We start from the raw sequence: 18044 nt of genomic DNA on the forward strand, positions 1-18044 counted from the left end.
GAAAGGAGCTTCCAATCCATGGATACATTTACATTTCATAACCCAACCAAACTGATCTTTGGTAAAGATCAAATTGAACAACTGCCCGGCCAGCTGCCGGAAGGGACGAAAAAAGTCCTTGTTGTTTATGGTGGGGGCAGTATCAAGAAAAACGGCGTTTATGACCAGGTCATGGACCAGCTGAAAAAAGCTGAGGTTGAAGTTCTTGAGCTTTCCGGAGTTGAACCCAACCCTAAACTGACAACGGTCGAAAAAGGGGTGGAGATTTCCAAACAGGAAAATGTTGATTTTCTTCTTGCTGTCGGTGGCGGTAGTGTGATTGATGCTACGAAAACCATCGCTGCAGGTGCTAAATATGAAGGTGCCCCTTGGGATCTCGTCACCCGCCAGGCGACACCTGAAGATGCTCTTCCATTCGGTACAGTGCTGACGCTTGCAGCGACAGGCTCTGAAATGAATGCGGGCGCTGTTATTACCAACTGGGAAACGAATGAGAAATACGGATGGGGTGCGGCTCCATTGACCAACCCGGCCTTCTCTATTCTTGATCCGGCCTACACAGCAACGGTTCCTGAAGATCAGACGGTATATGGCATTGTCGATATGATGACACACTTGTTCGAACAGTATTTCCACAATCCGACACCGTCTCCTGTACAGGATGAGATGATTGAAGGTGTCCTTCGCTCTGTCATTGAAACAGGTCCGAAGCTGCTTCAAAACCTTGAATCCCTGGAGCATCGTGAAACGATCCTTTATGCAGGTACGCTTGCACTGAACGGGATGATGCAGATGGGTTACCGCGGAGACTGGGCAAGCCATAACATCGAGCACGCGGTATCAGCGGTTTATGATATCCCGCATGCCGGTGGACTGGCGATTCTGTTCCCGAACTGGATGAAGCATAACCTTGAGGTTAATGTTTCCCGTTTTGCCCGTCTTGGTGAAAAAGTGTTTGGTGTAGAAACAGAAGGGAAATCAGAGCGTGAAGTGGCTGAAGAAGGTATTCAGGAACTTCGTAAGTTCTGGACATCTCTTGGTGCCCCCCAAACGCTTGCTGACTATGACATCGGCGATGATAAGTTTGACGTAATCGTTGACCGTGCGATGAAACGCGGACCATTCGGTAACTTTAACAAGCTTCACGAAAAAGATGTTCAAGAAATCCTTGAAATGTCTAAATAAGGGGTAAAGAAAAAAGGCGCGGAGATCCGTGCCTTTTTCTTTTCCAAAACATTTTCCTTATGTATCCGTTTACAAATGGAGCTTTGCTTGATTTGCTATGGAGGTTTCGATAAAGTGAAATTGGTCAGGTATAAAATTGACAATCTGGAGGCTATCATATGACACATATTCGTTTTGATTATGAAAAAGCGCTGCCATTCTTTGGCGAACATGAATTGGAATATATGCAGGGAGCTGTATCGACAGCACACCAGGCACTCCATGAAAAAACTGGCGCAGGTAATGATTTTCTAGGGTGGGTCGATCTTCCCGAGGACTATGACAAGGAAGAGTTCGCCCGCATTAAAAAATCCGCAGAAAAGATTAAATCCGACTCAGACGTGCTTCTTGTCATCGGTATCGGCGGTTCATACTTAGGGGCGAGAGCAGCTCTTGAAATGCTCAACCACAGCTTCTACAACACGTTGGCGAAGGAAGACCGTGACACCCCTCAGGTCTTCTTCGTAGGAAACAGCATCAGTGCTCCATACATGAATGAGCTGTTTGACGTTCTTAAAAATAAAGATGTTTCCATTAACGTCATTTCTAAAAGCGGAACGACGACAGAGCCGGCGATTGCGTTCCGTATCTTCCGTAAGTTCCTGGAGGACAAATATGGGCAGGAAGAAGCTCAGAAACGCATTTATGCTACGACAGATGCCAACAAAGGGGCATTGAAGACACTTGCTGATGAGCAGGGATATGAATCCTTTGTCGTCCCTGATGATGTGGGCGGTCGTTATTCTGTCCTTACTGCTGTTGGACTGCTTCCAATCGCAGCGAGCGGCATTGATATTGATGCCATGATGGAAGGGGCGCAGAAGGCCCGCCAGGAGCTGAGTGCCGAAAAGCTTTCCGAGAACCCGGCCTATCAATATGCGGCGGTGCGTAACGTCCTTTACAACAAAGGCAAAACGATTGAAATGCTGATCAACTATGAGCCATCCCTTCAGTACTTCTCTGAATGGTGGAAGCAGCTGTTTGGTGAAAGTGAAGGAAAAGACCAGAAGGGGATCTTCCCGGCTTCTGCCAACTTCTCTACAGATCTTCACTCTCTTGGACAATATGTTCAGGAAGGGCGCAGAGACTTGTTTGAGACGGTTCTTCACGTGGAGACGCCAAGCTCTGACATGACCATTGAAGAAGATGATCAGAACCTTGACGGGTTGAACTACCTGGCTGGAAGCACCGTGGACAAGGTCAATGAAAAAGCCTACCTTGGTACAATGCTGGCGCATACAGATGGGGACGTTCCGAACTTGATTGTCCACCTTCCGAAGCGTGATGCCTACACGTTTGGTTATCTCGTTTACTTCTTCGAGAAAGCCTGTGCCATCAGCGGCTATCTTCTCGGTGTCAATCCGTTTGACCAGCCTGGAGTGGAAGCATATAAGAAGAATATGTTCGCCCTTCTTGGCAAGCCGGGATTTGAAGAAGAAAAAGAAAAACTCGAAAAACGCCTGTAAAGCAAAAAAAGCGCGGTTCATCCATGAATTGGATGAGCCGCGCTTTTTTTTATTGGGCATAGTAAAACATAAAGGAGGAATGACAATGATACCTTTAACCTCTTCATTGACGGGACAGGTCTTTTCTTTTCAGGATGCAGAAGCAGCTTTGAAAACAATCGGATTTAAACTGGCGGACAACTGGGATTATGAACACGGCTATTTTGATTATAAAATTGACGACCGCGTCGGCTATCAATTTATCCGCCTGCCTTTTGTAGTGACGTCCGGATCCCTTGATGCCCCTTCCGATTACGCCATGATCGAAATGACGGAACCGTTTCTGCTTTCTCATAAATACAATCCCGGCCTTGACGACAATGTAAAAGAAGGAAACATACGGGCCATTTTTGACCAGTTCCAGGAGCCCGTGGATAAAGATGCCTCTTTTCCGGAAGAACACATCCAATCAGGTCAAGAACTTCTTCAGGCCGCGGAAGAGGTGCTACTTTCTCAGAGGTGAGAACAATATGAGCTCATCTCCCTTTTCCAATTCGATGCTTTCGTCAAGGTGAAACGACAGCTCTCCATTTTTTCGGATGCCGATAATCTGGCATCCTTTTTTCAAGAAAAACTCGTATGCCGTTAATATCGGGTGGCCTGCGAGTGTTTCGGGAACTTTCTCTTCGTGAAATTGACGCTCGGTCAACAGGGAAAGGAGGAGCTCAAATGGTTTGACTGGATCATTGCGGTAAAGCTCCTGGTAAAACAGGCTGCTCATAAAGTCATTGGAGCGGATGATCGTACTGGCGCCGGCCCGCTGCGCGTTAATTTTCTGGCGGTCCGTCAGTACTTCCGCAATAATGAACAATTCCGGGTGATGCCCTTTCAAGGCGACGATCTGATGGATCACGGCCTGATCCGACTGCTGTTCTTCCATGGATGGGTCGGCCGTAATGATGGCCATTCGGGCTTCTTTAATATTGGCATGCTCCAGCGTGTCTTCATTTGTCGCACTGCCGCTGATAAAGTGGACGCTTGGCAGGCGCTGATAAAACTGGTTCATAGTCTGGTCAATCATAACGATCCGTTCGTGAAGGTTCTGGTCCTGCAGCATATCAATCAAATGGCGGGTCCGCTCGTTCCAGCCGATCAGGACAATGTGATCGGCTCCCTTATACGCAACACGACCTTCGGACAAACTCGTTTCATGCTTCACCGTAGAAGCAGACAATGTGGCCATATAAAAGGTGACGAGCCCTCCTCCAGAGAGGATTAATAGAATAGCCACAGCTTTCCCGGCAGGACTTAAAGGCACATAGTCCCCGTACCCAACAGTGGCACCTGTTACGAATGCCCACCATAATCCGTCAAAAAAGGTGGGGAAGTTCTCAGGTTCTATGATATGGATAATGATGCCGAATAACGTCATCGTGAAGAAAACCGTACTTAACAGGCGGACAAATAAAGGCAGTTGAAAGTAAAGGCGGATGAGGTGCTGCATAACCCGGCCCCCTTTTTTACCTACAGTATGGCTTTAATCCGGGCAAAACAAACGTAAAAAGAACCTGCTTCAAGGAGAAAGCAGGTTTTGCTTTATCGGGATTTGATGGTCTGTTTCATATCTTCATAGACGTACTGCCATAGCTCCTGGTTATCGCGGAAGGCTTTTGTAACGAAAAGCAGGACTTCCCTGCGCTTTTCTTCATAATCCGGTGCTTCTTTATCGGGGAGGCTTGTCAGAGAATCGGCTACGTACTGTTCCAGCTCCGGTGCCCGAGGACCCCAGACGGCTGATTCTTTCCCTTCTGGATCGATCAGAATAATTTTTGGAATCGATCGGGATGTGCCATTTGTTAAATAGCGGTCCATCAGCTCCGGGTTATCATCCCGGAGGAAAAAGCGCGTATCGATCTGACCGGCTTCTGCAATTCTGAGGAAAATAGGCAGGTTCAGCATTGCATCGCCGCACCAGTCTTCGGTCAGTATCAAAGCTCTCCACTGTTTGTTCTGTACGTTTTCAAAAAGGGGTACATCCTCCACTTGTGTAGAGAAGTGTTCATATATGTACAAAAAATCATTTTGGTGGGACTGCATCTGATCCACATATTCCTGAGGATGCATGCCTTCGTAAAACTGCTGGTTCAAGTCCATAAGAAATTCTCCTTTCTATTGCCTACCCATTCCTTTTCCCTAAAAAGAACAGAAGTATGCATCCGTATGAAGTCCGTCTGGTTTTTTGTTAAGATAATTACGAAGGAGGGTGTTTACCTGTGGAAAAAGAACGTCTGGACTTTCTATTGGAATTGTTAAATACCCCGTCTCCGTCAAGTATGGAGATGGAAATACAAAAACGCTGGATCGCAGAAATGCGTCCGTATGCAGATGAGATTCGAACCGATCATGCCGGCAATGCGATTGCTGTGCTCAACCCGGAAGCGGATTTCAAAATCATGCTGGCCGGTCACTGTGATGAAATTGCTCTTGTCGTCAATCGGATCGATGAGGACGGGTATGTGTATGTCGATAAGATGGGCGGCATTAACCCTAAAGCAGCCGTTGGGATGAAAGTGAGTATTCAAGGTCATGGCGGGACGTTAACAGGCGTCATTGGAGTCAATGCCCAGCACCATGGTGGACTGAAGGGAGACTTCGGACTTGAAGAACTGTTTATCGACTGCGGGGCCAAGTCCAAGGAGGAAGTCGAAAAGTTCGTACAGATTGGCGATCTGGCCGTTTATAAAAGGGAACCGGAAGTCCTGATGGACCGTTACATAGCCGGCCGTGGTCTTGATAACCGGACCGGCCAGTTCGTTGTCGGAGAAGTGCTGCGCCGCTTATCTGAGAAAACATTGAATGTCGGTGTATATGCAGCGAGCACGGTAAATGAAGAAACGAATATGGGCGGCGCTTATTTTGCCGCAGCCGGCGTAGAACCTACGATGGCCATTGCCTGTGACGTGACGTTCGCTACTGATTATCCGGGTGTAGACAAGCGGAAACACGGGGACGTCCGTCTTGAAAAGGGGCCGGTACTTGCTAAAGGAGCTCCAATTAACCGCAAGATTAATCAACTGCTGGAAAAGACAGCCGCCTCTCTCGATATGGATGTTCAATATGAACTGACTCCCAGAGCGACAGGTACGGATGCTGACAAGATGCGGTTGACAGGGAAAGGGGTGCCGGTCAGTCTTGTCTCCCTGCCGCTTCGGTATATGCATTCCCCTGTAGAAACAGCGAGCATCGAGGATATAGAAGAGGAAATCACCCTTCTTGTCGATATGATTGCCGGCATGACGGGAAAAGAAAGCTTAAATCCACTGGATGATTAAAGAGATTGAAACCTGTTTTTCCTTCAATAAGTCAGGGATTTTGTGAACCGCTTATCGGTGGATGCTTACTGCGGGCACGGACTCAGCGGTTCCTGCAGGCGTTATCACCGGGCACTCATCGTTCATTCACCTGAAGTAATAGGGAAGAGAGAAATTGGCACCTGTTTGACAATCCTCTTTTTGTCCAAACCATCGTGTCCAGTACTCATAGATCCATCCAGCTGTTGAGCTCCATGTTTAACAGCTGAATGGATCTTACATGAAAAACAATGGCTCTCACAAAGTCCGATATCACCAACCATCTATCTGTAAAGTGTTTTATACGAGCCACTCCCTTAATGTCCTATAGTATGTTGTTTATTTTTATGCATATTTGGAGACACTAGCCGATATAATCTTCTATAGTGTTAAGGAGTGATCGGCATGGACCGTGAAGCACTGCATCAGCAGATTGTAATGTTGAAAGGAAGAATCAATGCCGGCCAAATTCACGTTCAGGGGTATGATGACTACATTATGCTTCAGTTAGGAAAAGTAAAAGACAGTGAAGACGGCCTCGTAGACGTCTCAACGGTGTCTGCAACACTGAGGCTGCTGTTGGACGCGACGGATAAAGTGGATGGTCCTGCTCATTAGGAGCGGGATTTTTTTATGCATTTTTTTACATGATCCCGGTTCATTTTCAAGACTTTTCAGGAACCGCCTCTGTTATACTGAAATCAAGACGATTGGATTTAAAAACTTTGCAATTTCTGGAGGCGGAGGAATTTGGATTGGGATGTCGTAGAAAAAGAAACGACCCATGTCGAATTGTTTAAAGCGGTGGAAGATCATCTGGCCCTCATATTTTTTGGGAAGGACCGCAGGGTATCCTATGCGAACGATATTTTTGCACAGACGATGAACTATCGGAAGAGCCGTGATTTGATAGGCAGGCACCATAAGGAGTTCTGCTTCAGTGATTTCACGGAAAGCAACGCCTATGAACAATTCTGGCGTGCGTTGTGGAATGGGAAAAGCTTTCAGGATAAGATCAAGCGCAAAGATGCATCAGGTCATGAAGTGTGGCTGGAAGCTACTTATATGCCTGTATATAAGAATGGGAGCATAACAGGGATAATGAAGGTGGCTTCTGACATCACAGCGAGGCAGAATGAATTAAATGGAACGGTGGAAAAGCTTCAGAGTGTATCCTTGGACTTGAACACCAGGGCTGAGGAAGGGATGGAGGAGCATGAGGCTTTGAACAGTCAGATTGCTCTCATTAATGAGACTTCCAAAGAGAACACGAAAACACTGGAAGGTTTGAAAATACAGGCGCAGAACATCCAGGGGGTCGTGAAGACCATTAAGGATATTGCCTCCCAGACGAATCTTTTGTCATTGAATGCTGCTATAGAAGCCGCAAGGGCCGGGGAGCACGGTCGAGGATTTGATGTGGTTGCGAAGGAAGTCCGGAAGCTCTCCAACAAAGTGGAGCATTCCATTGGAGAAGTCCGGGAAAATGTGGACCAGATTACGCAGGAGATTTCTCGTATCAATCAAGGAACCGAGATGATTCAGAAGGAACTGATGAAAGCACTGAATAAACTTGATGGTGCATCCCGTGGCTACCAGCAGGTTGTCGAAGCAGGAGAAGCCGTTAACAAAGAAGCGCAGTCCTTGAAGGAAATGATATAGCATGTCAGAAAAATAAGGGGGCCTATCACCTGATAGGCCCCCTTATTAATTATAGGATCCCTGTATCATCTGGAGCTGGGAAGGTGAAGGATGGAGGTGTCATGCTGTTTTGGCACCGGTCCTTGTTTAAGTCGCAAACATTGCCGTGGGCATCCCGGATAACCGGGCGGGTGACGGTAATGGTTGTTTTAAGGATGATTTTCACAAGGATTCCATCGACAAGACTCAATCCAGCTAAATCTACTACAGGAACTCCTTCCTGAGTGAAGATTCCTTCAACTTCAAGCGGTGATTCCTGCAGGGTGTCCTGCGGGCATGCACCAGGGAAATCTGTGTGTTCCTGGAACGGAATGGTTGTCGAAAGGGTAACTAATTCCAACCCTAGAATGTTTGTACGGATGTTGATTGTAGCGGGGATCAGTCCGATGTTAACGACTTTATTTTTGATGATTCTTGCATTCATTGTGATGTTATTCAAGTCAGGAACGACTTCAATTGATAAGATTCCGGCAATAGTAATTGCACCAAAAAGGGATAGAGGAAGCGTTGTTTCAGCAACCTTCTGCACTTCTTTTGTACCGACCAGAGCATTTTCTACAAAGCAGTCGCTGTTTAGTTTAGCCGGCTTCATTTCAGGTTTTTTGAAGCTGCACTTACATCCGGACGGACAATACTGTTTTTTCTCGCCTTTCTCTTTTTTCTTAGGAAACTTCATCGGCAGTTTCCCGGGCACGGAAATTTTCCTGCAGTGCGCCATATTTCTTCCACCTTTATCAATAAATTTGTGTTGTACATAGGTATACTATTCCTGAAGAGATGGACGGTGTAGGCCGGTGTGATAGATTTACTGGAATAGGCTGTAAGATTCGTTTAGATGCTGCTGAAAGAACTTCCTGATCACGGACGCGGCTGTCTGCAGCAAACCGGTTTATCGGTCATGGACTCCGCACAGAAGGGCATTTGTTTTAAGGAATGATAGGTAATGGAATGATAAAAGAGAGCTTATCGATAAGCTCTCTTTCCTTCCAAATGAAAAATTTAGTCGTCTTCGGATCCGGAGAAAGTGAAGGATGAAGTTTCTGTGTCCTGCCTGCAGCGGTTGGGGTTCAAATCACAAACGTTGCCGTGCGCGTCACGAATGACAGGTCTTGTAACCGTAATGGTGGTTTGAAGAATGATTTTCACAATGATCCCGTCTACCAGCCCTAATCCAGCCAGATCGACAACGGGAACTCCCTCCTGCGTAAAAATCCCTTCGACTTCGAGTGGTGTTTCTGTCAGGGTATCTTCCGGACATGCCCCGGGGAAATCCGTGTGGGCTTGGAATGGGACGGAAGTATTCAATACACCGGCTCCCAAGGCACCATCGTTATCAAGGAAACTGACAGTCACTACAGCCGGAATTAAGCCAATGTTGACGACTTTGTTTTTAATGATCCGGGCGTTCATAGTGATATTCTCCAGATTAGGAACGACTTCTACAGACACCAGGCTGCCAATTGTAATTCCAGTAGCTGCGAATAAACCGAGTGGCAGGGTGGATTCAGCTACTTTTTGTACCTGTTTTGTCCCAACCAGAGCATTTTCTACGAAGCAGTCACTGTTTAGTTTGGCGGGCTTACGTTCAGGCTTTTTAAAATGACACTTACATCCGGATGGACAGTCATGTTTTGTCTCGCCTTTCTCTTTTTTCTTAGGAAACTTTATCGGCAGTTTCCCTGGAACGGAAACTTTCCTGCAATTCGCCATGTTTTTCCACCTTTATCCATAATATTGTGTGGTACATTGGTATCGTATTCATCCCCGGATAGCCGGTGTAGGCCAATGATAGATTTAACAGATCTGCTTTTTGATCAAAACAGAGGAGGGAAACGGCCGTCAGAACTTCCTGCTTGCACAGAGTACAGGTTTTGTATAAAATAAAGATACAAAATTATATTGATTCCATCTTCGGGGCAGGGTGAAATTCCCGACCGACGGTAAGAAGGCATAGTGACCTTTAAGTCCGTGACCCGTGCAGTTCTTCTGCATGGCTGACCTGGTGAGAGTCCGGGACCGACAGTTACAGTCTGGATGGGAGAAGATGTCGAGCGGAACAGGCAGCGCATGCTAGATATGCTGCCTCTATTTAGCCGTGGACCAAGACCATCCCTAAGCCCAATGCTTCAGGGGTTTTTTTATTGGTCAGGCTCAGCCGCTCACCTTCATCTGGGATGTGAATCAATGTGTAAAGATGAAGGGGGAGATCGATGATGAACCGTTATCCGGCTCAGTCATCAAGAAAATTATTTACATTGATTACGATTGCTTTGTTTGGGACCATTTCCATGGTTCTGATGCTGCTGAACTTTCCGCTGCCGCTGCTTCCGCAGTACTTGAAAGTGGATTTCAGTGATGTTCCTGCCCTGCTTGCAGGCATCATGTTTACACCCGCAGCAGGCATCCTTGTTGAAGCGTTAAAAAATGGTCTTTATTTTATATATACCGGTGCAGGAGATCCGGTGGGAGTGGTCGCAAACTTTGCCGCAGGCCTCTTGTTTATCCTTCCGGTTACGATGATCTATCATAAATTCAAGAGTGTTAAATCGCTTGTATCAGGACTTGTGACGAGTTCTCTGATTATGGCGTTCGGCATGGGTGTACTGAACTACTTTGTCATCCTTCCGGCTTACAGCTGGTTCATGGGATGGGAAACGATGAGTGCACAAGTGAAATGGATAACAGTAGTAGCAGGGATTCTGCCATTCAATGCTCTTAAAGGAATCATTGTGAGTGCACTGTTCACCCTGCTCTTTGTACGGATGAAACCTTGGATCGAACAGAAAAGTCCGCGGTCCTCATCCGCAGCGTAAAGGGAGAGCCGGCGAGTTATGAACTCGCCGGCTCTCTTTATATCGAAAAGGAAAATGATATAGAGGAAAGAATATCCTTCACTTATAGAAAAACATAAGGTTTTTTTTCAAGATGCTGGCTGGGGTGTCAGGGTCTTTATCTATGAGCTGGAAAACCAGTGCGTTCTCCTATGTGTAAAAGCATCGTAAAAGGAGAAAGTAAACATGCTCTTACTATTTTGAAAGAGGTGTTTATGGATGAAAAAAATCATGGGAGCTGCTTTGCTGGTGATGGTTACATTAAGTGGCTGCGGAATGAACGGGAACGAGGATGGGCCGGAGGATATCAATTATGAGCCTGCCCGTTATGAACGTACAGATAGGAATGAAATGCCGGAGGAACAGCGTTTCCGCAACAACCGGGAGCACCAGGACATCGATGAAATGAGACGGGATTATGAAAGGGATGTGCGTCAGAACGGGGAACGGGATACGCCGTTCAATATGGACGAAGAAGAGCCGGATTTAGATGAAGAACCTTCCGAACAGCTTCGGGAGATGGATTGACAAAAAAAGGATGCCGTTTTGATGACGGCATCCTTTTTATCAGGCATCCTTTTCTATTTCCCGTTCTTCTTCAACGGTGTAGCGGGCGGTTGGAAGAGCTTCAAGTCTTTCGACAGGGATTGGGTCCCCTGATTTCTCACTGACGCCGTAACGGCCTTCCTCGATTCGTTTCAGGGCATCTTCCGCTGCCATGTGCTTCTCCCTTGCCTGTTCATAAAACGTCTGGCGTTTTTCCCGTTCGTGCTGATCTGTACCAAGGTTTCCCGGGTGGTCCGCGACGCTGGAAATTTCCCCTGTCCGGTCATTCGGATAAAGCTCCTTGGCATCATCCTCTTTGTACTTTTCCATTTCCTGTTCAGCTTCTTCTTTCATTTCTATGATCTGTTGTTTGAATTGTTGAATCTGCTTGTCTGATAACATGCTTCATGTCTCCTTCCTTTTTATAAGGATGGCTTACTTTTTTAAAGGAACAACCCCGAGGGTGCATCTGGAAATACAGAGCAGCGTGCCGGATTCATGGACGATACGGATTTCCCACACCATTGTCGTTTTACCGATATGGGAAGGGACCGCTGTTGCTGTCACCCAGCCTTCTCTTGCGCTCTTTATATGGTTGGCGTTGATTTCAATACCGAAGACCTGCTGCTCGTTGGTATCGATGTTTAAAAATCCGCCGATACTTGCGGCGCTTTCAGCCAGGGCAACGTTCGCACCGCCGTGGAGGAACCCCATCGGCTGATGAGTACGGGCATCCACTGGCATGCGCATTTCCACTTCATCCGGTTCTGCTTTCATGACTTCCATTCCCAGGGCTTCCATCAATGTATTCTTCATCATCATCTCATTCATAGTCATCCCATCCTTTATGTAATATTCCCATTGATCCAATGGTCAAACCTATAGAAAAGAAGGATGGTTCTCCATCCTTCTTTCAGACAATGGTGTAATGTGTTTACGCCGTTTCCCTTTTATATCAAAGAGGGAAGTACAGTTGTATAAGCAGCGACAATCCGAGTAGGAATCCATACAGGGTATTCGTCTGCGCTGTTGCTTTCATAGCCGGCATCATTTCCAGGGGTTCTTTTTTTCCTATAAATCCCTGAATGGCCTTTCTGGCTTTTCCTAAACTAATGAGAGTCACCAGCGACCACCATGGCAGGAGGCCGATCATCATTAGGACAGCCGTCCAAAGATAAGCGATGGCAAAGAGAGCTGTCAAAAAGCGGATGGATCCTTTATGGCCGAAAAGGATCGCTAACGTTTTCCTGCCGTTTTCAGCGTCGTTTTCCCTGTCGCGGATATTGTTCGCTAACAGGATGCAGCCGACGAAGATGGCGACGGGAACAGAAACGATCAGCACATCTGCGGTTAGCGTCATCGTTTGGATATAGTAGCTGATCGCTATTATGATGGTGCCCATAAAGAAGCCTGCTGTCAGTTCACCGAGCGGTGTATAGGCGATGGGAAACGGTCCGCCGGTGTAAAGATAACCGAACAACATGGATACCAGTCCGACAGCAGCCACCCACCAGCTGGAGGAGGCACATATATAGACACCGAGCAGTCCGGCAGCAGCGAAAAAGCTGAGAGCCAGCAGCAATACCATCTGCGGACGGATCCCGTCACGGACAATGGTCCCTCCAATGCCGACGGAGTTCTCATTATCCAGCCCCCTGACATAATCGTAGTATTCGTTAAACATGTTCGTAGCCGCTTGAATGAGAATGGAAGCCAGCAGCATGGCTGCGAACAACCAGAAATTAAAGGACTGTTCGATGGCGGCCAGCATCGTCCCGACGAAAACGGGGACAAAAGCAGCCGTCAAGGTGTGGGGGCGCAGCAGTCTCCACCACACCTGAAAACCTTCACGTTCATTCAAGGAAGCTTTTATATTTTGGTTTTGTATGGAACTCATGGATGTTCTCTCCCTTGTCATTCTACAATTTTTATGATAACAATTTAAGTTTAGGGAAAGAGTCCCGGGGTGTCAATCATTCGGTGAAAATGCTCCTGGAAGGTAAGATTTCTTGAGTCAATAGAAAAAAGAGAATAAAATAGAGAGTGGTGCATGCAGTTCCATTTAACTGTGTAGTAAATATGGATTACTCAACGTCCCTTAAGGAATGGGAGGAATGAATATGCTTCATACGAAGGCCCCTCATATAGAAGAAATAGCAGGGGAAGCCCTTCAGAGAGCGCATCTTCTTGGGGAACCTCAATGTATAAGTATCGTTGAACATATAGATGATATGGATGCTTTTCAGTTTTTTCATACCGGTGAGGCGGTTGATCTTCACCGGACGTTCTGGCAGAGTGCGGATAATGACTTGACGATGGTCGGCATCGGACGGGCCAGCCAGCTTTACGCCGAACGTGCTGATCGTTTTCAGGAAGTGCAGAGATTGTGGCAGAAGCTTATGGACAATGCTGTTGTCTATGACGATTATCAGAAAAAGGGTACAGGATTAACCGCCTTGGGGGGGTTCAGCTTTGATCCCGGAGAAGCGGAGGAACGTCTGTGGGAAAGCTTCCCCGACAGTCAGATGACAATTCCGGCTTTTCTGCTCACGAAAGTGGACGGGGCTTCTTACTTAACGATGAATGTTCTCATTTTCCCCGAAGACCATTTGAAGCAGATGGTCCATCAGCTTTTGGAGCAGCGCGGAATGCTGCTTCAATCCGAAACTTTTGAACCATTATTTCCCGTAGTGACTGGCAGGGAGGAAATAGAGCCTGCCCAATGGAAAGAAACGGTGAAGAAAGCAACAGAAGATATCAGACAGGGAAAAATCAGCAAAGTTGTCCTGGCCAGGGAACTGCGTCTGAAGTTTCAGGATGCTGTTCAGGCCGCTTCTGTGATTAAGGAGCTCGCTGATTCACAGCCGAACAGCTATATTTTCGCCTTTGAGAGCCAGGGGGATTACTTTGTCGGCGCTACTCCTGAGCGGCTTGCCAAGCTTGAAAGCCGCACGCTTGTATCTACCTGTCTGGCAGGAACAATACCGCGGGGAGCTACGTCTGAAGAGGACGAGGCACTCGGGCTGGAGCTGTTGAACGATTCAAAAAACCGCCAGGAACATCAATTTGTCGTAGATATGATTAAAGAGGCGGTGGAAGCCTGTTCCAGCGCAGTCTCGATTCCGGAAGCTCCTGTGCTGTACCCGTTGAAAAATCTTCAGCACTTGTATACGCCTGTAACGGCCGTACTGGATGAAGGGTATACGCTTCTGGATGTTGTTGAAAAACTTCACCCGACACCAGCCTTAGGCGGGATGCCGCAGAAGGAAGCCGTTTCCTATATCCGTCAGTATGAGCGTTTGAACAGAGGGTGGTATGCCGGACCTGTAGGCTGGTTTGATGCAAAGAATAACGGCGAGTTCGCGGTGGCCATCCGCTCCGCGCTTATTCAACAGGATAAGGCGTCCTTATTTGCGGGATGTGGTGTGGTGGAAGATTCCGACCCACAGGCGGAATATGAGGAAACGGCTGTTAAACTTAAGCCGATGCTGACAGTTTTAGGAGGCTTGTAATGGGACATGTGGAAGCTTTAACGAAGTATGTGACACATTTTGTCGACCAGCTTGCATTTTCAGGAGTGAGACAGGTTGTTATTTCTCCGGGGTCCCGGTCTACGCCGCTGGCCCTGACATTTGCTGAGCATTCAGAGGTGAAACACTGGGTTCACCTTGATGAACGCTCAGCTGCTTTTTTTGCCTTGGGGATAGCCAGGCAGACCAATGAGCCGGTGGCTCTTGTCTGTACGTCCGGGACAGCCGCCGCCAACTATTATCCCGCTGTCGTGGAAGCGTACTACAGCCGTGTTCCACTCGTAGTTCTGACAGCGGACAGGCCGCACGAGCTGCGTGAAACCGGTGCTCCTCAGGCCATCAATCAGCTCCAGATGTATGGCAGTTACGCAAAATTCCATGTGGATTTAGCGCTTCCCGAGGAAAATAACTTCATGTATGCACGAAGACAGGCGGCAAGAGCTGTAGGGGAGGCCGTCACTGGACAGCAGGGTCCGGTTCACTTAAACCTTCCTTTCAGGGAGCCGCTCATCCCTGACTTTTCCCTGGAAGGGGCCTGGCGCGGGGACACGCCTCCCGTTCCGGTTCCTTCAGCAGGGAAAAAACAGCTCGATTCACAGGCGCTCAGTCATCTGTTGGAGCAGCTTGGACGTTTGGATAAAGGACTGATCGTCGTAGGTCCTCAAATTGATGAGGAGCTCGCGGAAGCTGTCACGGACCTGGCTGCCCGCCTCGGCATTCCGGTTTTTGCTGATCCTTTATCCCAGCTCAGGGCCGGGGATCACGATAAACGGCATGTTATTGAAAGTTACGGGGCCCTGCTGAAATCCTCCTGGGTAAAAGAGAACATGAAGCCGGACTACATTCTCCGTTTTGGAGCCATGCCTGTATCCAAAACGTACTTGAAGTGGGTTCAGCACCATAAGGAGGCCGTCGAACATTTTGTTGTCGATGATGAACCCGGATACCGGGAGCCGGCAGGGCTTGCTGTCCAGTATATCTGGGCAGAATCCGTGGAACTCTGCCGCCGGTTAGCTGCTGAACTTCCGGAGGGGAATGTTCAGACACCGTGGCTTGCAGAGTGGCAGCAGATGAACACGATTGCCAAAACTGAAATGATGAAAGACCCGGGTAAAGCGTTGAACGAAGGGCATGCGGTGGCTTACCTCGCTGAGGCTCTTCCGGATCAGTCCACCTTTTTTATTGGAAACAGTATGCCGATCCGGGATGTTGACAGTTTCTTCATGTCGACGCCGAAGCGGGTGACCATGATGGCCAACCGGGGAGCCAACGGGATTGACGGTGTCATTAGTACAGCGCTCGGTACGGCGGCGGCCGGACAGAAAACAACACTGCTTCTTGGGGATATTTCTTTCTTCCATGATATGAACGGTCTTTGGATGGCGAAAAGTCAGGGGCTTCCTTTGACCATTGTCGTCATCAATAATGATGGGGGAGGCATTTTTTCTTATCTGCCTCAGTCTAAGGATCCGAAGCATTTTGAGGAACTGTTTGGGACGCCGCTTGGACTCGACTTGAAGCCGGCGGTTGAAATGTATGGAGGCCGCCACTTACGCGTGCAGACGTGGGAGGAGTACCGGCAGGCGGTGTCCGAAAGCGCCTCGTCCCAACAGCTGACGGTGATTGAAGCAATGGTCAGCCGTAAGGACCATGTCGACTTTCATAATACACGTTGGAATGATGTGCATGATGCAGTGATACGGTGGAGGGGAAACGATGAACAGTAATATAAACGGCCGCGAATACGGAGTGGAGCGGACAGGAAGAGGAGAGCCTCTCCTCCTTCTTCACGGATTTACCGGTACGTCCGGGACCTTTGACGAGGTATTGTCGTATGTAACAGGATCTTATGATATTGTTAAAGTCGACCTGCCCGGCCATGGGAGCACAGGTCCGATGGGGGCGATTTCCATGGAGCGCTTCTGCAGGGATCTTCATGAACTACTTGATCGTTTGGAGATCGAACAGGTTCATCTGCTTGGATATTCACTGGGCGGCAGGGCTGCGCTTTCCTTCGCTATGCTTTACCCAGATAAAGTGAAAAGTATCCTGCTGGAAAGTGCTTCTCCGGGTCTTGCTTCAACGGAAGAACAGCTGGCGAGACAGGCAAAGGATAAAGCGCTGGCTGATATGCTTCTGCGGGAAGGTCTGAATGCTTTCGTTGATTACTGGGAGCAGATGCCTCTCTTCCGTACGCAGGACCGCCTTCCGGAAGAGAGGAAGCAGCAGATCCGGAGTGAGCGCCTCAGCCAGCAGGGCCGGGGTCTTGCGGAATCACTTTCGGGAATGGGGACGGGCCATCAACCGTCGTGGTGGGAACAGTTAACCACTTTAACCGTTCCTGTCTGTCTTATTACAGGGGCAGAGGATGAGAAGTTCCAAAACATCAATAAACAGATGTCTGAACTGCTGCCTGAAGTCCATTGGAAAGAGGTGGAAGGGGCCGGACATGCCGTACACCTTGAGAAACCGCGAATTTTTGCTAAAATTGTAGATAGCTTCATGTTAAAATAGTCAATGAAAGCGTTTTTCATGAGGGTATATAGATGAAATATAATGAAGGAGGAAATGATATGTCTTTTGATTGGATTCAAGATCGCGAGTACGAAGATATTATGTACGAGCGTTTCGAAGGGATTGCTAAAATTACGATAAATCGTCCGGAGGTCCGCAACGCGTTCCGTCCACAGACGGTTTCCGAACTGATCGACGCATTTGCCTATGCCCGTGACGATTCCAGAATTGGTGTGATTGTTCTTGCCGGAGCCGGTGATGATGCATTTTGTGCCGGAGGTGACCAGAAAGTACGTGGGCACGGTGGATATGTCGGCAACGACCAGATCCCACGCTTGAACGTCCTGGATCTTCAACGTTTGATCCGTGTTATTCCTAAACCGGTCGTAGCTATGGTTTCCGGTTATGCTATTGGTGGAGGTCACGTCCTACATATTGTCTGTGACCTGACGATTGCTGCTGATAATGCGATCTTCGGCCAGACTGGACCGAAAGTCGGCAGCTTTGACGCCGGTTACGGCGCTGGTCTTCTTGCGCGTATCGTCGGCCATAAGAAAGCCCGTGAAATCTGGTACCTGTGCCGTCAATACAGTGCAAAAGAAGCGGAAGACATGGGACTTGTCAACACGGTCGTTCCTTTGGAGGAGCTTGAAGCAGAAACGGTTCAATGGTGCCGAGAAATGCTGGATAAATCCCCGACAGCTCTGCGTTTCTTGAAGGCTTCCTTCAACGCAGATACAGATGGTCTTGCCGGTCTGCAGCAAATGGGTGGAGACGCAACACTTCTTTACTACACAACCGATGAAGCAAAAGAAGGCCGCGACGCCTTTAAGGAAAAGAGAAAACCTGATTTCGATCAGTTCCCTCGTTTCCCTTAATACGTGGACATCATAAACGAAGGGG

Annotated in this window: 19 protein-coding genes and 1 riboswitch; of the genes, 12 read left to right on the forward strand and 7 right to left on the reverse strand. The window is 48.0% G+C overall.

Translation table 11 applies throughout. From position 1 onward, the window contains the following. Positions 1-18: 18 nt before the first annotated feature. The 3 genes from ACXAJH_RS12320 to ACXAJH_RS12330 all read left to right on the forward strand — a co-directional run bounded on the left by ACXAJH_RS12320 (position 19) and on the right by ACXAJH_RS12330 (position 3192). The gene (locus ACXAJH_RS12320; protein ID WP_474969278.1) at positions 19-1185 is read left to right on the forward strand and encodes an iron-containing alcohol dehydrogenase; all 1167 of its coding nucleotides are present in this window, start codon (positions 19-21) and stop codon (positions 1183-1185) included. 158 nt (positions 1186-1343) lie between these two features. Further along, positions 1344-2690 (forward strand): glucose-6-phosphate isomerase, encoded by a 1347-nt coding sequence (locus ACXAJH_RS12325; protein WP_474969277.1) that lies wholly within the window; start codon positions 1344-1346, stop codon positions 2688-2690. Between the two features lie 85 nt (positions 2691-2775). Beyond that, positions 2776-3192, forward strand: a complete 417-nt coding sequence (locus ACXAJH_RS12330) for a YugN-like family protein (RefSeq protein WP_474969276.1) — start codon at positions 2776-2778, stop codon at positions 3190-3192. Here the strand turns inward: ACXAJH_RS12330 and ACXAJH_RS12335 are convergent. Beyond that, on the reverse strand, positions 3175-4173 hold the full coding sequence (locus ACXAJH_RS12335) for a potassium channel family protein (protein ID WP_474969275.1): 999 nt from the start codon (positions 4171-4173) through the stop codon (positions 3175-3177). The two genes, ACXAJH_RS12330 and ACXAJH_RS12335, sit on opposite strands and share 18 nt — an antisense overlap. 92 nt (positions 4174-4265) lie before the next feature. After that, positions 4266-4823 carry a thioredoxin family protein gene (locus ACXAJH_RS12340; RefSeq protein ID WP_474971117.1) on the reverse strand — a complete coding sequence of 186 codons (558 nt, stop codon included), beginning with the start codon at positions 4821-4823 and terminating at the stop codon, positions 4266-4268. Between the two features lie 179 nt (positions 4824-5002). Here ACXAJH_RS12340 and ACXAJH_RS12345 point away from each other — a divergent pair, with 179 nt between their 5' ends. The 3 genes from ACXAJH_RS12345 (at position 5003) to ACXAJH_RS12355 (ending at position 7681) form a co-directional block, all read left to right on the forward strand. Next, positions 5003-6001: a M20/M25/M40 family metallo-hydrolase gene (locus ACXAJH_RS12345; RefSeq protein WP_474994132.1), complete on the forward strand. Its 999-nt coding sequence runs from the start codon at positions 5003-5005 to the stop codon at positions 5999-6001. A 423-nt stretch (positions 6002-6424) separates the two neighbouring features. Continuing rightward, positions 6425-6637, forward strand: coding sequence for a hypothetical protein (locus ACXAJH_RS12350; RefSeq protein WP_474969272.1), 213 nt, complete (start codon positions 6425-6427; stop codon positions 6635-6637). A 132-nt stretch (positions 6638-6769) separates the two neighbouring features. After that, positions 6770-7681: a methyl-accepting chemotaxis protein gene (locus tag ACXAJH_RS12355; RefSeq protein WP_474994100.1), complete on the forward strand. Its 912-nt coding sequence runs from the start codon at positions 6770-6772 to the stop codon at positions 7679-7681. A 49-nt stretch (positions 7682-7730) separates the two neighbouring features. Here ACXAJH_RS12355 and ACXAJH_RS12360 read toward each other — a convergent pair whose 3' ends face one another. Both ACXAJH_RS12360 and ACXAJH_RS12365 read right to left on the reverse strand, forming a co-directional pair. Next, the gene (locus ACXAJH_RS12360) at positions 7731-8438 is read right to left on the reverse strand and encodes a hypothetical protein (RefSeq protein WP_474969270.1); all 708 of its coding nucleotides are present in this window, start codon (positions 8436-8438) and stop codon (positions 7731-7733) included. 281 nt (positions 8439-8719) lie between these two features. Further along, a complete protein-coding gene (locus tag ACXAJH_RS12365) occupies positions 8720-9430 on the reverse strand; it encodes a hypothetical protein (protein ID WP_474994102.1) in 711 nt (236 codons plus the stop codon). A 193-nt stretch (positions 9431-9623) separates the two neighbouring features. Further along, positions 9624-9770, forward strand: a riboswitch (FMN riboswitch). A gap of 160 nt (positions 9771-9930) precedes the next feature. Between ACXAJH_RS12365 and ACXAJH_RS12370 the strand changes: the two genes are divergently transcribed. Further along, positions 9931-10533, forward strand: coding sequence for an ECF transporter S component (locus ACXAJH_RS12370; RefSeq protein ID WP_027956467.1), 603 nt, complete (start codon positions 9931-9933; stop codon positions 10531-10533). 237 nt (positions 10534-10770) lie between these two features. Beyond that, positions 10771-11079 carry a hypothetical protein gene (locus ACXAJH_RS12375; RefSeq protein ID WP_474971120.1) on the forward strand — a complete coding sequence of 103 codons (309 nt, stop codon included), beginning with the start codon at positions 10771-10773 and terminating at the stop codon, positions 11077-11079. A 39-nt stretch (positions 11080-11118) separates the two neighbouring features. Here ACXAJH_RS12375 and ACXAJH_RS12380 read toward each other — a convergent pair whose 3' ends face one another. The 3 genes from ACXAJH_RS12380 to ACXAJH_RS12390 all read right to left on the reverse strand — a co-directional run bounded on the left by ACXAJH_RS12380 (position 11119) and on the right by ACXAJH_RS12390 (position 12994). Beyond that, on the reverse strand, positions 11119-11499 hold the full coding sequence (locus tag ACXAJH_RS12380) for a TraR/DksA C4-type zinc finger protein (RefSeq protein ID WP_474969267.1): 381 nt from the start codon (positions 11497-11499) through the stop codon (positions 11119-11121). Positions 11500-11532: 33 nt separating this feature from the next. Continuing rightward, the gene (locus ACXAJH_RS12385; protein ID WP_474970430.1) at positions 11533-11919 is read right to left on the reverse strand and encodes a hotdog fold thioesterase; all 387 of its coding nucleotides are present in this window, start codon (positions 11917-11919) and stop codon (positions 11533-11535) included. Between the two features lie 133 nt (positions 11920-12052). Beyond that, positions 12053-12994: a 1,4-dihydroxy-2-naphthoate polyprenyltransferase gene (locus ACXAJH_RS12390; protein ID WP_474969266.1), complete on the reverse strand. Its 942-nt coding sequence runs from the start codon at positions 12992-12994 to the stop codon at positions 12053-12055. A gap of 223 nt (positions 12995-13217) precedes the next feature. Between ACXAJH_RS12390 and ACXAJH_RS12395 the strand changes: the two genes are divergently transcribed. Genes ACXAJH_RS12395 through menB form a run of 4 tightly spaced genes read left to right on the forward strand, consistent with a single transcriptional unit; the run spans position 13218 to position 18019 of the window. Beyond that, entirely contained in the window at positions 13218-14609 is a 1392-nt protein-coding gene (locus ACXAJH_RS12395) for an isochorismate synthase (RefSeq protein ID WP_474989607.1), read from the forward strand. Further along, on the forward strand, positions 14609-16354 hold the full coding sequence (gene menD / locus ACXAJH_RS12400) for a 2-succinyl-5-enolpyruvyl-6-hydroxy-3-cyclohexene-1-carboxylic-acid synthase (RefSeq protein ID WP_474994104.1): 1746 nt from the start codon (positions 14609-14611) through the stop codon (positions 16352-16354). Before ACXAJH_RS12395 ends, menD begins: the two co-directional genes overlap by 1 nt. Next, positions 16344-17141 carry a 2-succinyl-6-hydroxy-2,4-cyclohexadiene-1-carboxylate synthase gene (gene menH, locus ACXAJH_RS12405; RefSeq protein WP_474994106.1) on the forward strand — a complete coding sequence of 266 codons (798 nt, stop codon included), beginning with the start codon at positions 16344-16346 and terminating at the stop codon, positions 17139-17141. The genes menD and menH overlap by 11 nt, the downstream gene beginning before the upstream one ends. Before the next feature lie 59 nt (positions 17142-17200). Continuing rightward, positions 17201-18019: a 1,4-dihydroxy-2-naphthoyl-CoA synthase gene (gene menB / locus ACXAJH_RS12410; RefSeq protein WP_206933628.1), complete on the forward strand. Its 819-nt coding sequence runs from the start codon at positions 17201-17203 to the stop codon at positions 18017-18019. Positions 18020-18044 lie beyond the last annotated feature (25 nt).

This window comes from Halobacillus sp. ABD4_316 (assembly GCF_056161385.1).